Raw genomic sequence first — 14306 nt, 5'->3', positions numbered from 1 at the left:
AGATCATGCCGGACTGTCGCCCCCGTCGCGCGACGCCCCCGCCAGTTCGGCCTTGCGCCGGTGCTCCGCGGCCTTCTCCTCGTAGATCGCCGCCATCCGCAGGTGGTACTCCGGTTTGTCCTGCTCGTAGACGTCAGGGATGCCGTCCTGGTCGTCGTCGCGCTCCTCCTCCTCAGTGAGCGCGCGGTACTTGCGGTCGCGCAGCTTGAGCAGGATTCCGGCGAGAACGGCCGCGATCAGCGAGCCCATCAGGACCGCGGCCTTGACCTCGGCGGTCAGCACCGCGTCGCCGGAGAAGGCCAGTTCGCCGATGAGCAGCGAGACGGTGAAGCCGATGCCGGCGAGCGCGGCGACGGCGAAGACGTCAGGCCAGGCCAGATCGTCATTGAGCTCGGCGCGGGTGAAGCGCGCCGCGAGCCAGGTGCCGCCGAAGACCCCGACGGCCTTGCCGACCACCAGGCCGAGGACGACACCGAGGGTCTCGGGCTTGGAGAAGACGTCGGTGAGCGAGTTGCCGGAGACCGAGACACCCGCGGAGAAGAGCGCGAACAGCGGTACGGCGAGTCCTGCCGACAGCGGCCGTACGAGGTGCTCGACGCGCTCCCCGGGGGAGTGCTCCTCCTCCTTGTGCTTGGTGCAGCGGAGCATCAGGCCCATCGCGACACCGGCGATGGTGGCGTGCACGCCGCTGTTGTACATCAGCCCCCAGATGACCAGGGCCAGCGGCACGTACACGTACCAGCCGCGGATGCCCTTGCGCAGCAGCAGCCAGAAGGCGCCGAGGCCGATCACGGCCCCGCCGAGCGCCGCGAAGTTCAGGTCGCTGGTGAAGAAGACCGCGATGATCAGGATCGCGAAGAGGTCGTCGACGACGGCGAGGGTCAGCAGGAACGCCCGCAGCGCGGACGGCAGCGAGGTGCCGATGACGGCGAGGACGGCGAGGGCGAAGGCGATGTCGGTGGCGGTCGGGACGGCCCAGCCCGCGGCGGATCCGCCGCCGGTGGTGGCGACCAGGACGTAGACGAGCGCGGGCATCGCCATGCCGCAGATCGCGGCGATCACGGGGAGGGCGGCGGCCTTGGGGTCGCGCAGTTCGCCGGCCACCAGCTCACGCTTCAGCTCGATGCCGGCGACGAAGAAGAAAACGGCGAGCAGTCCGTCGGCGGCCCAGTGCTGGATCGAGAGGTCCAGGCCGAGGGCGGAGGGGCCTATGCGGAAGTTGCGTACGGATTCGTAGCTGTCTCCCAGCGGGGTGTTCGCCCAGATCAGAGCGGCGACCGCGGCAGCGAGGAGGACTACGCCGCCAATGGTCTCGGCACGCAGCGCGTCCGCCACGAACGTCCGCTCGGGCAGAGGTAGGCGTCCGAGGAACTTACGGTCGGTGGGGGTCGGCGCGGCCACGTCGGGGGACCTCCGGTCGGGTAGGCAGGACAGAGCACATGCCGACCAGACTTCCCGGCGCACCTAGGTCTTCTTGTCGCGTCGTTAACGCATTCATCAGCTTACCCAAGCGCGCAAGGACGTATCCGGTGAGTGTCACTTTAGGTGCAAGAAGGGCACCCGGCGTGTCATTGCCAAGTGCCCTTCAGTGCTGCTTTGGGTGGATCTTTCCTGGTCAGTCCTCGCTGCCGGCGGTGGGCAGCCTCGACTGGATCAGGTCCATCACGGACGAGTCGGTGAGCGTGGTGACATCGCCCAGCTGGCGGTTCTCCGCAACATCGCGCAGCAGCCGGCGCATGATCTTGCCGGAACGGGTCTTGGGCAGCTCCGCAACCGGCAGGATCCGCTTTGGCTTCGCGATCGGGCCGAGCGTCGCGCCCACGTGATTACGCAGGTCGCTCACGAGGTTCTCGTCCTCGCTCGCCGTACCGCGCAGGATCACGAAGGCCACGATCGCCTGGCCGGTCGTCTCGTCCGTCGCGCCCACGACCGCCGCCTCGGCGACCTTCGGGTGCGAGACCAGCGCCGACTCCACCTCGGTCGTCGAGATGTTGTGGCCGGACACCAGCATCACGTCGTCGACCCGTCCGAGCAGCCAGATGTCGCCGTCGTCGTCCTTCTTGGCGCCGTCGCCCGCGAAGTACTTGCCCTCGAAGCGCGACCAGTACGTGTCGAGGAATCGCTGGTCGTCGCCCCAGATGGTGCGCAGCATCGACGGCCACGGCTCAGTGAGGACGAGATAGCCGCCGCCCCCATTCGGAACCTCGTTCGCCTCGTCGTCGACGACGGTCGCCGAGATGCCGGGCAGCGCGCGCTGCGCCGAGCCGGGCTTGGTCTCGGTGACGCCGGGCAGCGGCGAGATCATCATCGCGCCGGTCTCGGTCTGCCACCAGGTGTCCACGATCGGCGCCTTGCCGGCGCCGATGTGCTCCCGGTACCACATCCAGGCCTCCGGGTTGATCGGCTCACCGACCGACCCCAGGACGCGCAGGCTGCTCAGATCGAACTTGGCGGGGATATCGTCTCCCCACTTCATGAACGTACGGATCGCGGTCGGCGCCGTGTAGAGGATCGTGACGCCGTACTTCTGCACGATCTCCCAGAAGCGGCCCTGGTGGGGGGTGTCGGGCGTGCCCTCGTACATCACCTGCGTCGCGCCGTTGGCGAGCGGCCCGTACACGATGTACGAGTGGCCGGTCACCCAGCCGATGTCGGCGGTGCACCAGAAGACGTCCGACCCCGGCTTGAGGTCGAAGACGGCGTGGTGGGTGTAGGCCACCTGAGTGAGATAGCCGCCGGAGGTGTGCAGGATGCCCTTCGGCTTACCGGTGGTGCCGGAGGTGTAGAGGATGAAGAGCGGGTGCTCCGCCTCGAAGGGCTCCGGGGTGTGCTCGGCGGACTGGCGGCTGACGATGTCGTGCCACCACACATCGCGGCCCTCGGTCCACGCCACGTCCTGGCCGGTGCGGCGTACGACAAGCACATGCCGGACGCGGTCCACGCGGTCGACGGCGTCGTCCACGGCGGGCTTGAGGGCGGCGGGCTTGCCGCGTCGGTAGCCGCCGTCGGCGGTGATGACGACCTTGGCGTCGGCGTCCTCGATACGGGTGGCGAGCGCGTCGGCGGAGAAGCCGCCGAAGACCACCGAGTGCGCGGCGCCGATACGGGCGCAGGCCAGCATCGCCACGACGGCCTCGGGGATCATCGGGAGGTAGACAGCGACCCGGTCGCCCTTCACGACTCCCAGCTCGGTCAGAGCGTTGGCCGCCCGGGAGACCTCGTCCTTGAGCTCCGCGTAGGTGAGAGCGCGGCTGTCACCCGGCTCGCCCTCGAAGTGGATGGCGACGCGGTCGCCGTTACCCGCTTCGACATGGCGGTCCACGCAGTTGTACGCGACGTTCAGCTTGCCGTCCGCGAACCACTTTGCGAAGGGCGGGTTGGTCCAGTCGAGGGTCTCGGTCGGCTCGGTGGCCCAGCTGAGCCGCCTCGCCTGCTCGGCCCAGAAGCCAAGCCTGTCCGCCTCGGCCTGCTCGTACGCCTCCGCCGTCACGTTGGCGTTCGCGGCCAGCTCGGCCGGCGGCGTGAACCGCCGCTCTTCCTTGAGCAGGTTGGCCAGGCTTTCGTTGCTCACGACATCTCCCTTTCCCAGGGCGTCCTATGTACCTATGTGTCCCAGGGCATAGCTCATCAGCCAGATGGCCTGGTGACAAGAGCCTTCCGGAAATTGGTTTAGACCTGTTCGTGAATCCAGGGGTGAATCCATGAGTGGCCCCTCCTCCCCGGGCGGTGGGAAAAGAGGGGCCATACGTTCTCACGGACAGTACCGGTGTGCGGTTCAGGCGCGCGACTTCTCCAGCGCCGAGGGTGCGGGAGCAACCCGGTCGAAGACCTCGTCGATCTCGTGCTCGTCGCTGCTCGCGAGCAGATACGCCTGGGCCTCGCCGACATGGAAGTACATGCCGTGCAGCGCCAGCGTGCCTTCGGCGAGCTGCCTCGCCACCGCCTCATGGGCGCGCAGATGCTCCAGTTGCTGCACCACATTGGTCAGGCACAGCTGCTCCACAGCGTCGCTGGGCATCCGGCCGGAGATCCTTGCCCAGGATCGGTGCCGGTTCCTCATCCGCTCCAGGCTCGGCGTTCCGTGCCGCAGCCACCGCCACAGCGGAGTCTGGGCGTCTCCGGGCGGACTGCTCAGCAGGGCCTGCATCGCGCCGCAGCCGGAGTGTCCGCAGATGGTGATCGAGGTCACCTTCAGTACCTCGACGGCGTACTCGATCGCGGCCGCCACCGAGTCGTCGCCGCTCTCCGCGCCGGGCAGCGGCACGAGATTCCCTACGTTCCGTACGGTGAACAGATCGCCCGGACCGCTGGCCGTGATCATGCTGGTGACCAGGCGGGAGTCGGCGCAGGTGAGGAAGAGCTGGGAGGGCCGCTGTCCTTCCCGCGCCAGCCGAGCCAGCTCGTCGCGGACCAGCGGGGCCGTATTGCGCTGGAAGGAACTGAGCCCGCTGGCCAGTTGATGTGTGGTGGCGTGGCGGGGGCTCGCGTGGCAGTGGTGGTTGCGCCAGGGCGTCCAGGGGCGGCAGGAGCAGTGCGTCTCCGTGGTGGGCTCGCTTATCCGGCCCCCGGACCGGCCGGTGAACTCCACTGTCCCGCCCTGCGCGACATGCGAGGTCTGCCAGTCGTGCAGCGCCTCGTACGCGGCGTGGTCCATGAACGAACCGTCCAACTCCACGACACAGTCGGCTCCATGGGGCACCTGCCCCAGCGTCCGGCTCAGCCGCGGCACGGCAAGGAAGGTCAACTGGCCGCGCGCCCGCACCCGGTGGATCCCCTCCTGCTCGTCCGCGGTGATCCGCGTCCTGGTCAGCCGGTGCAGCGCGACCGAGACCGCCACCGCGACCCCGATCACCACGCCTTCCAGTACGCCGGTGATGACGACGGCGGCCAGCGTCACCGCATACACCAGCATCTCCCGGTTCCGCTTCACGCTGCGCAGGTGCGTGATGCTGACCATCTGGACGCCCACGACCATCACCAGCGCCGCCAGGGCGGCCAGCGGGATCAGATCGAGCACGGGTACCAGCAACAGTGCGGCGACCGCGATCCACAGCCCGTGCAGCATCGTGGCATTACGGCTCACCCCGCCTGCGGACACATTGGCGGCGCTACGGACGGCGACCCCCGTAATGGGCAGCCCGCCGAGCGCGCCGGAGACGACATTCGCCGCCCCCTGCCCGGCCAGCTCCCGGTCGAGCCGGGCACGCGGAATGCGAACGTCCGGCTCCTTGCGGGCAGCCACCAGTTTGTCGACGGCGACCGCCGACAGGAGTGACTCCACGCTGCCGACCAGGGTGATGATGAGGACGGCGGCGAGGATGCCGAGCATCGGCCCTTCCGGCAGTTGGGGCAGGGCGTGGCTGCTCCAGGACGGCAGGTCGACGCGCGGCAGGCTCAGCCCGGCAAACGCGGCGAAGGCGGTCGCACCCGCCACCGCGGCGAGGGCGGCCGGGATCTTTCGTACGAGCTGACCGGCGCGCCCGGGAATCCGTGGCCACAGCAGCAGTACGGCAACGGTCAGGACGCTGGCCGAGAGTGCGGCCGGGTGGAGCTCGGCCAACTGGGCGGGCAGAGCGCGGACGTTGTCGACGGCGGAGCTCTGCGGGGTGCCGCCGAGCACGATATGGAGTTGTGCCAGGGCGATCATGACGCCGATGCCCGCCAGCATTCCGTGCACGATCGCCGGGCTGACAGCGAGAGCCGAGCGGGCCACCCGCAGGGCGGCCAGCCCGAGCTGGGCGAGTCCGGCGAGGACGGTGATGGCGCAGGTGATGCGCCAGCCGTACTGCTGAATCAGATCGGCGGTGACGACGGTGAGCCCGGCCGCGGGACCGCTGACCTGCAGCTGGGACCCGCCGAGCCGCCCGGCGACGATGCCGCCGACGGCAGCGGCCACCAGCCCGGCCTGGAGTGGTGCGCCGGTGGCTAGTGCGATGCCGAGGGAGAGCGGCAGCGCGATCAGGAAGACGGAGATCGAGGCGGACAGGTCGGCGCCCGCGATGCGGAAGGGGCGGCGGCCGCCGCCGGGCGATGGCGGGCTGTGCGGGCGTTGGAAGCACGAGGCGAGAAACGTGCGAGACGGACGGATGTCGCGGGACGTGCCGGCGGTGCCCTCCTTCTGCGGCGTGCCGGGCTTGCCGTTCTTCCGCGACTTGCCGTTCTTTCGGGACTTTCGGGTTTTGCGGGACTTGCGAGATGGGTCGTCGGTGCGGGTGGGGACGCAGGCAGACATGGTTCCCGTCTCCTCCGGGGCAGCGCGGTCGCGGAATGGGGGGGACGCGGCCGTGGGTCACGGCGTGCAGCGGCGGGATTCTCAACTCTCAGTAAATGGATAGTAATGCAGGGTAAAGACTGAGGCGGGATTTTCGGGGCAAATGGTGCATTCTTTCACCCGTGCTGGTGATTAATGATTTGAATGCGGCTCGTCGCGCCTCCCCCCTCACCACCGCGATGCGAGCTTGACGGCGCCGTAGGTAATGCGTCGTACAGGCGTATATGCATAGAAAGAGGGTGGCTGATGAAGGTCCCCACGAGGAGGATCGCCCGCGGCGCAGTCGCCACGGCGTTGATCGCGGGACTCGCCGCCTGCTCCGGATCGGACGACCATGGCTCAGCAGGGAAGGGCGCCCCCGGGCCGAACATGGGCGCCGCGGCTCCCGAGAGCGCGGTACGTCTCATCGGCGACGGATCCACCGCGCTCACCGGAGTCCAACCGGGGCTGCTCGAGCCGGAGCGCCTGAAGCTCGGTCAGCCGCCGCCGCAGTTCGTGGTCTTCTCCTGGGACGGGGCCGGTGAGGACAGCCAGAAGCTCTTCTCCCACTTCCGCAAGGTCGCCAAGAAGTACGACGCGACGATGACCTACTTCCTCAGCGGGGTCTATCTGCTCCCCGAGGAGAAGGCGAGCCTCTACGACCCGCCCCAGCACTCTCCCGGGCGCTCCGACATCGGCTTCAATGACACCCAGGGCATCAAGGACACCGTGCGTGAACTGCGCGGCGCCTGGCAGGAGGGCAACGAGGTGGGCACCCACTTCAACGGCCACTTCTGCGGCAACGACGGCGGGGTCGGCAACTGGTCCGTCGCCGAGTGGATGAGCGAGATCAGCCAGGCCAAGTCCTTTGTGAAGAATTGGAAGACGAACGCGGGCCTGGAGACCGAGAAGCCGCTGCCTTTCGACTACGAGAAGGAACTCATCGGCGCCCGCACCCCCTGCCTGGAGGGCCGCCCGAACTTTGTGCGCGCCGCGAGCGAACTGGGCTTCCGCTACGACACCAGCGGTATCAACGACCAGGTCTGGCCCAACAAGGAACTGGGCATGTGGGACCTGTCACTGCAGATGGTCCCGGTGCCCGGCCGCGCCTTCGAGACGCTGTCCATGGACTACAACTTCATGGTCAACCAGTCGGGCACGTCCAAGGGTGACCCCTCCCAGTACGAGTACTGGGGCGACCAGATGCGCGACGGCCTGGTGCAGGCGTTCGACCGCGCGTACGAGGGCAACCGAGCCCCACTGATCATCGGCAACCACTTCGAATCCTGGAACGGCGGCACATACATGCGGGCCGTCGAGGAGACAATCGCCACGGTCTGCGTGAAGCGCGACGTGAAGTGCGTGTCCTTCCGTCAGCTCGCCGACTGGCTGGACGCCCAGGACTCACAGGTCCTGGAGAAGATGCGCACGCTCGGAGTCGGCGAGGCCCCGGAGGGCGGCTGGGCGACGTTCCTCGCCACCCAGCCGGCCAACCCGGCAGTCTCACCCGCGGTCGGGGACTGACGACCGACACCGCTCCCCGAGCCGCTTCCTCAGCCGGGCTGCGGAACCGCCGAATGCTCGCCCAGCACGAAGGCGGGGTCGACCTGCGCGGCAAGGTCGGCGCCCGTCTTCGCGTTGCCCCAACTCTCCGCGTTCTTCAGGTGGAAGTGCACCATCTGGCGTGTGTAGCGCTCCCAGTCGCGGTGCGCGTACGAGTCCTCCGCGGCGTTCTGCAAGGCCTGCAGCGACATCCGGTTCTCCGCCTCCAGGAGCTCGAAGCGCGACGGCCGGCCCTTCTCCATCCCCCGCACCCAGTCGGAGTGCCTGACGGTGACGAGCAGGTCGTCCCCCACCTCCTCGTGCAGGAAGTCCACGTCGTCCTGCCCCTGCACCTTGTTGCCGATGACCTTCAGCGCGACGCCGAAGTCCCTGGCGTACTCCTTGTACTGGCGGTAGACGGACACGCCCTTGCGGGTCGGCTCAGCCACCAGGAAGGTCATGTCGAAGCGGGTGAACATCCCGGACGCGAAGGAGTCCGACCCGGCTGTCATATCGACGACCACATACTCCTCGGGGCCGTCGACCAGGTGGTTGAGGCAGAGCTCCACCGCGCCGACTTTGGAGTGGTAGCAGGACACCCCCAGATCCGACTCGGTGAAGGGGCCGGTCGCCATCAGCCGGATGTCCCCGTCGTCCAGCCGGACGGTCCGGGCGCAGGCCTCGTAGACCGGGTTGTCCTCGCACACACGGAGCAGACGCGAACCCATCCCCGGGGGAGTGGTCTTGATCATCGTTTCGGCGGAGGCGATCAGGGGGTTCGTTCCCCGCAGATAGTCCTTGATCAGCGACAGATGCGCGCCCATCGCGGGCAGCGCGGCGGCCTCTGTCTCGTCGAGACCGAGCGCGGCCCCCAAATGCTGGTTGATGTCGGCGTCCACCGCGACGACGGGTGCTTCATTGGCGGCCAGGTGGCGGATGAAGAGCGAGGACAACGTCGTCTTCCCGCTGCCGCCCTTCCCTACGAAAGCGATCTTCATGTTCACAAAGGGTAGCGGCTCGATCGCGTAGGGCGACTGAGTCGAGTGAGGAAGACCACTCCAAGGTGGGGCGTGCGGCGGGGGCGCGTAGCCTCGCCACCTATGAGTACGAATGCCTCGTCGGTCGACCCCCTCGCCACACTCGGCTCTCTCCCGGGCGTCGCCGACTCCGTGGACTCCGTGCGCAAGGCAGTCGACCGCGTCTACGGCCATCGGGTCATGCGGCGTCGCAGCAACGAGGTCACCTCGGAGGCGGCGCTGCGCGGAGCGCGAGGTTCCGCCGCGCTGTCCGGGGCGGACTGGGCGCTGGAAGAGGTCCGCAGGCGCACCGACTTTGGCGTCGAACCCGAGGCGCGCACGGTCGGGGCCGCGCTGCGGCTGACCGCCGAGGCCGGTCAACTCCTTTCCATCTGGCGGCAGTCGCCGCTACGGGTACTGGCCCGGCTGCATCTGGCTGCGGCGAGCGGCGCAGGCGACGACGACACGGTGGGCCGGCCGCGTCTCGCGGGTGAGGCGGTCGACGAGCCGCTGATCGAGGCGCCTCTGCCGGACGCTGGCGAGGTGACCGGCCGGCTGGACGGTCTGGCCGGACTGATCATCGCGGGCAGCTCCGCGCCGGCCCTGGTGACCGCTGCCGTGGTCCACGGCGAGCTGCTGGCGCTGCGCCCCTTCGGCTCGTGCAACGGTCTCGTCGCCCGTGCGGCCGAGCGCATCGTGCTGATCGGCAGCGGGCTGGACCCGAAGTCGATCTGCCCGGCGGAGGTCGGGCACGCGGAGCAGGGCCGGGCCGCGTACGTCGCGGCCTTCGAGGGGTATCTGATGGGGACGCCGGAGGGCATGGCCGCCTGGATCGCGCACTGCGGGCGCGCGGTGGAGCTCGGAGTCAGGGAGTCGACGGCGGTGTGCGAGGCGCTGCAGCGCGGGGCCGCCTGAGCGTCCCCGTCTGAACTGCCCCTGGAAAAGGCCCTGAACAGGGTTGCGGCGGTACCGGGAATGGTACCGCCGCTGGCACGTCCGCCGAGTTACCATGCGTCCTCGAATGTTGCCCATCAGGTCGGGAACTTCTGCCCGTCACCTGGTGCGGCTGGCCCGTAATCGACGGGTCGACGTCGCGTGGGTGCTCAGTTTTCATGCTCGGTCCGTGGGGCCTTCATGCGTTAAAGGTGATCCTCTCGGATGTCCTTGGTCTCGCGGGCCGTTGAGTCATTTCTACTCCTGCGGGAGGGCAAGCGGAAGCCCTAGCTGCAGTTCTTTACTTTTAGGTTCAAATACGCGCGAATTGGTTCACGCGGTCGCCGCAGCGATTTGAGCGGCCGCGCTCCGCCGCCGGCTCGTGTACCAGACCAGTCCGGCTGTGGCGGCCGCCGCACCCACCGCGGCCGCGGCCACAAGGGCCGGGCGCGGCGGCATGGAGAAAGCGGGCAGCCGCTGCTTGAGCCGGACCGGCCGATTGAAGACGAGAATCGGCCAATCCCGCGCCGTCGCCTCCCGGCGCAGCGCACGATCCGGATTCACGGCGTACGGATGGCCGACGGACGCGAGCATCGGGACGTCAGTGGCGGAGTCGCTGTAGGCGTAGCAACGCGCCAGGTCATACCCCTCGGAGGCGGCCAGCTCCTTGATCGCCTCCGCCTTGGTCGGTCCGTACGCGTAGTACTCCACCTCCCCCGTGAAGCAGCCGTCGTCGCCGACCACCATGCGGGTGGCCACCACCCGGTCAGCGCCGAGGAGCTCGCCGATCGGCTCGACCACCTCCGCGCCGGAGGTGGAGACGATGACGACGTCGCGGCCCGCGGTGTGGTGCTCCTCGATGAGGGACGCGGCCTCGTCGTAGATGATCGGGTCGATCAGGTCGTGAAGAGTCTCGGCGACGATCTCCTTCACCTGCTGGACGTTCCAGCCCTTGCAGAGCGCGGAGAGGTACTCGCGCATCCGCTCCATCTGGTCGTGGTCGGCGCCCCCGGCGAGAAAAACGAACTGGGCATAGGCAGTGCGCAGTACGGCGCGCCGGTTGATCAGCCCGCCTTGGTAGAAGGACTTGCTGAAGGTCAGCGTCGAAGACTTCGCAATGACCGTCTTGTCCAGGTCAAAGAAGGCGGCTGTGCGCGGCAAGGAGTGGTTTTCCACGAGCCTGAGCATAGGTGCCCGCCATTCGGCGTACGCTCGGGCGTGTGGGTTTGCCTGAGAAGGCTCTCGGGTATACCATGGAAGTCACGGATCGTTCGCGACCGTGCTAACCCGGTCCGGCTCCTCCCCCCCCGAGTCGGCCGGAGAGACGACCCCCGCTCTCCCCCCCGGCGGGGGTCGTCGCATGTCCGGACGCGTTTTCGTCCATCTGCTGCGATCCATTGCGATCGTTCTCCTCTCGTGTGAGCCGTGCCGGCGTCGGCCTTCCATCACTCTGCACTGTCACTGTGCGTAGTGGAAGGGATGCTCCTGGGAGTCACCGGTATGAGCGACCGGGATATTCACAAGTGGCTAGTTGTCCACAGTTTTTCAGCAAGATCCACACGATTTTCCGGTGCGCTGCACGGTGATTCCACCCGCGCAGTTCGCGGGCTGCCGGAATCGCAGATCTCGGAACGAAGCGAGATCGAAGTAAGTAGGGGGTGGAGATCGTGGCTGGATCCATCACATCGCAGCGGCCGCCGGTCGTCGAAGGGCGGCGGGACGGGCCTCTGATCGTCACCGAAGATATGGAACTGCTCGACGATCTGCTGCGGCTGTGCGCCGCGGCGGGAGCCGAACCGGACGTCCATCACTCGGTGCCGGAGCGAAGCGGAAGCTGGGAGGGCGCGCCGCTGGTGCTCGTCGGCGACGACGCGGCCGCGCGCTGCCGCGGAGCCACGCGCAGACGGGGTGTGCTGCTCGTGGGGCGGGACCAGGACGACCCGGATGTCTGGCGGCGGGCGGTGGAAATCGGAGCCGACTGCGTGCTGCGGCTGCCCGATGCGGAAGGCTGGCTCGTCGACCGGATCGCCGACGTGGTCGAGGGCGTCGGACGGCAGGCGCTGACCGTCGGCGTGATCGGCGGCAGGGGTGGAGCCGGGGCATCGACGCTGGCCTGCGCGCTGGCGGTCTCTGCGGCCCGGGCCGGTCGGCGCACCATGCTGGTCGACGGGGACCCGCTCGGTGGCGGGCTGGACGTGCTGCTCGGCGGAGAGCAAGTGGAAGGCAGACGTTGGCCGGATTTCGCCGCTTCCAAGGGGCGGGTCGCCGGCGGGGCGCTGGAGGAGTCGCTGCCCGAGTTGCATGCGCTGCGGGTGCTCAGCTGGGACCGCGGGGACTCGGTGGTGATCCCGCCGGAGGCGATGCGTTCGGTGCTGGCCGCGGCACGCAGGCGCGGCGGGGTGGTGGTCGTGGATCTGCCGCGCCGGGTCGACGAGGGCGTTGCGGAGGCGCTGGCCCAGCTCGATCTCGGGCTGCTGGTGGTGCCGGGCGAGCTACGGGCGGTCGCCGCGGCGAACAGGGTGGCGTCGACGGTGGGCATGGTGCTCCAGGACTTGCGCGTGGTCGTGCGCGGGCCGTACGCGGCAGGGCTGGACGAGCAATGGGTGGCGGACGCCCTGGGACTGCCCCTTGCGGGCGAACTGCCTGTGGAGGCCGGACTGTTGGCCGCGCAGGAGGGGGGCGCTCCGCCGGGCCGTGCGCGCGGGCCGCTGGCCAGGTTCTGCACGGCCTTCTGGGAGCGGGCGCTGACCGGGGGCGGTGTCTCATGAGCACAGGCCTGCTGGACGCCGTACGACAGAGGCTCGCGGAGAGCGGGGCCGAGCCCACGCCGGCCCGGGTGGCGGCCGCGCTGCGAGCGCAAGGGCGGCTGCTCTCAGACGCCGAAGTGCTCGGCGGCACCGAGAAGTTGCGGTGCGAGCTGGTGGGGACGGGCCCCCTGGAACCGCTGCTGGCCGATCCGTCCGTGACCGACGTCCTGGTGTCCGCGCCCGACCGGGTGTGGGTGGACCGGGGTCGCGGTCTCGAGCTCACCGGGGTGACCTTCGCGGACGCGGCGTCGGTGCGCAGGCTGGCACAGCGGCTCGCCGCGGTGGCGGAGCGGCGGCTGGACGACGCCCGGCCCTGGGTGGACGCCCGGCTGCCGGACGGGACGCGGATGCATGCCGTGATCCCGCCGGTGGCGGTCGGCTCGACGTGTCTGTCGCTGCGGGTGGTGCGGCCCAGGGCGTTCTCGGTGGGGGAGCTCGTCGCTGCGGGGACGGTGCCGCCGGGCGGGGACCGGGTGCTTCGAGCTCTGATCGACGCCCGGCTGTCGTTCCTCATCAGCGGCGGCACGGGATCGGGGAACCCCAATGGGTGGTTATGACACCTCTACGTTGTGATCACACCCGGTAGCCGGAATGGTGGCTACTGCTGGCCAGCACTACCCCTCTGACCTGCGGTTATGTAGGCGCATCTGGATCATGGGGTCTGTGTCGATCTACGCCTTCGATTCCACGGCGTAGCCGAGTTGGGCATGAAAGAGCCCCGGCCTGTCCGCGACGGGGGACGCGCAGACGGGCCGGGGCCGGTTGCGTCAGGCCTTGGGCGGGAGAATGAATCCCCTCACGGGCCTGGGTTGCGGATCGCGTGAGACGGGCGTCTGCGCGCGCTTCCACGCTGCGACCAGCTCGGCGTACCGCGGGTCAATCCACTCGGCCATGAGTCACCTCCAGCACTCAGGCGCAGCCGCGCCAGGTCACCCAGTCGTGGGCGTGCCGGGCCATGTCCTTCTTCCAGCCCTGCGGGTCGTTGCGGGCGATCTCGTCCCATGTAGCGGCGTTAGCTTCACAGAAGGCCGTTACTGAGGCGTGCGAGGCGGACGCCCAGGAGGGAAAGGATGCGCGGGCCCATGTGTCAGCGTCGGCCGGAGTGTGCCCGGCTTCCATGAGCCGGAGGATCAGCACTGCCGGATCGATCCATGCGGCGCCGCGGGTGGGCCACGCCCAATCGATGACGTGGGCACGGCCGGTGATCAGCACGTTGTGCGGGGCGAGGTCGGTGTGCAGGAGCGTGTCACCGGCAAGCTGGTCCACCCCTGCGGGACCCGCATAGGTAGCCCAGCGCTGTTCGGCGCGCTTGAGGTCGATGTCGGGGCATGGGGTCGCCTGGACTTCGGCCACGGCGTGCGCGACGAGGGGCAGGTCCGGTGAGCCGGGGGCGTAGTCGGCGTGACGGCCGGTAAGCCGCTGGTAGCCGATCAGGTCCCAGCCGCCGGCTTGGACGTGCCACAGCAGCCGGGGTGATGCGGCAGGCAGGTGGGGGTTGATCGCGGCTTCGCGGCGCTGGGTGCGCACCTGCGGGTGGTCGGCGGGCACGCCCTTGACGAACACAGTGGTTTCGGCTGTGCGGAGGGTGGCGGCGATCCCGGAGTTCACCCCAGCCGTGGCCGTCTCGGCGCTGAGGATGTGGCCGGTGTGGGCCTCAACGGTTGCGCGCGCGGCTTCGGGGAGGTCGCTCCAGTGGATGCGGGTAACGGGCATGTCGGGTTCCTAGGGTGGAATGGCGGCCGCCTCCGACCCTACGCG

General features: G+C 69.0%; 9 protein-coding genes and 1 pseudogene. 4 read left to right on the top strand and 6 right to left on the bottom strand.

Features of this window, described 5'->3' with window-relative positions:
* Positions 1–3 precede the first annotated feature (3 nt).
* The 3 genes from nhaA to ACWDO5_RS19190 form a co-directional block, all read right to left on the bottom strand.
* The gene (nhaA, locus tag ACWDO5_RS19200) at positions 4–1401 is read right to left on the bottom strand and encodes a Na+/H+ antiporter NhaA (RefSeq protein ID WP_450531515.1); all 1398 of its coding nucleotides are present in this window, start codon (positions 1399–1401) and stop codon (positions 4–6) included.
* A 214-nt stretch (positions 1402–1615) separates the two neighbouring features.
* A complete protein-coding gene (gene acs / locus ACWDO5_RS19195) occupies positions 1616–3571 on the bottom strand; it encodes an acetate--CoA ligase (protein ID WP_450531514.1) in 1956 nt (651 codons plus the stop codon).
* A gap of 204 nt (positions 3572–3775) precedes the next feature.
* Complete coding sequence (locus tag ACWDO5_RS19190; RefSeq protein ID WP_450531513.1) at positions 3776–6232, bottom strand: SulP family inorganic anion transporter; 2457 nt, start codon at positions 6230–6232, stop codon at positions 3776–3778.
* 285 nt (positions 6233–6517) lie between these two features.
* On the opposite strand from ACWDO5_RS19190, the gene ACWDO5_RS19185 reads away from it, so the two are divergent.
* On the top strand, positions 6518–7774 hold the full coding sequence (locus ACWDO5_RS19185) for a hypothetical protein (RefSeq protein WP_450531512.1): 1257 nt from the start codon (positions 6518–6520) through the stop codon (positions 7772–7774).
* 29 nt (positions 7775–7803) lie between these two features.
* Here ACWDO5_RS19185 and ACWDO5_RS19180 read toward each other — a convergent pair whose 3' ends face one another.
* A complete protein-coding gene (locus tag ACWDO5_RS19180; protein WP_450531511.1) occupies positions 7804–8790 on the bottom strand; it encodes an ATP-binding protein in 987 nt (328 codons plus the stop codon).
* A gap of 102 nt (positions 8791–8892) precedes the next feature.
* Here ACWDO5_RS19180 and ACWDO5_RS19175 point away from each other — a divergent pair, with 102 nt between their 5' ends.
* Positions 8893–9723: an oxidoreductase gene (locus ACWDO5_RS19175; protein ID WP_450531510.1), complete on the top strand. Its 831-nt coding sequence runs from the start codon at positions 8893–8895 to the stop codon at positions 9721–9723.
* 351 nt (positions 9724–10074) lie between these two features.
* Here the strand turns inward: ACWDO5_RS19175 and ACWDO5_RS19170 are convergent, their stop codons facing one another.
* Positions 10075–10929 (bottom strand): HAD family hydrolase, encoded by an 855-nt coding sequence (locus ACWDO5_RS19170; protein ID WP_450531509.1) that lies wholly within the window; start codon positions 10927–10929, stop codon positions 10075–10077.
* 479 nt (positions 10930–11408) lie between these two features.
* Between ACWDO5_RS19170 and ssd the strand changes: the two genes are divergently transcribed.
* Complete coding sequence (gene ssd, locus ACWDO5_RS19165) at positions 11409–12509, top strand: septum site-determining protein Ssd (RefSeq protein WP_450531508.1); 1101 nt, start codon at positions 11409–11411, stop codon at positions 12507–12509.
* Positions 12461–13084 (top strand): annotated as a pseudogene (locus ACWDO5_RS19160) (ATPase, T2SS/T4P/T4SS family); the annotation flags it as partial. The gene ssd and the pseudogene ACWDO5_RS19160, both read left to right, overlap by 49 nt.
* Before the next feature lie 373 nt (positions 13085–13457).
* Here ACWDO5_RS19160 and ACWDO5_RS19155 read toward each other — a convergent pair.
* A complete protein-coding gene (locus ACWDO5_RS19155; protein ID WP_450531507.1) occupies positions 13458–14261 on the bottom strand; it encodes an aminoglycoside phosphotransferase in 804 nt (267 codons plus the stop codon).
* Positions 14262–14306 lie beyond the last annotated feature (45 nt).

Source organism: Streptomyces sp. NPDC000880 (assembly GCF_053599675.1).
The sequence above is the reverse complement of the archived record's forward strand: the minus strand, read 5'-3'. Positions and strand labels throughout refer to the sequence as shown.

What these genes read in the sequence shown, in the direction of transcription:
- ACWDO5_RS19190 (WP_450531513.1), bottom strand. Translation starts at nt 6,232, where the DNA reads ATGTCTGCCTGCGTCCCCACCCGCACCGACGACCCATCTCGCAAGTCC.
- ACWDO5_RS19155 (WP_450531507.1), bottom strand. Translation starts at nt 14,261, where the DNA reads ATGCCCGTTACCCGCATCCACTGGAGCGACCTCCCCGAAGCCGCGCGC.
- ACWDO5_RS19180 (WP_450531511.1), bottom strand. Translation starts at nt 8,790, where the DNA reads ATGAAGATCGCTTTCGTAGGGAAGGGCGGCAGCGGGAAGACGACGTTG.
- ACWDO5_RS19185 (WP_450531512.1), top strand. Translation starts at nt 6,518, where the DNA reads ATGAAGGTCCCCACGAGGAGGATCGCCCGCGGCGCAGTCGCCACGGCG.
- ACWDO5_RS19175 (WP_450531510.1), top strand. Translation starts at nt 8,893, where the DNA reads ATGAGTACGAATGCCTCGTCGGTCGACCCCCTCGCCACACTCGGCTCT.
- ACWDO5_RS19170 (WP_450531509.1), bottom strand. Translation starts at nt 10,929, where the DNA reads ATGCTCAGGCTCGTGGAAAACCACTCCTTGCCGCGCACAGCCGCCTTC.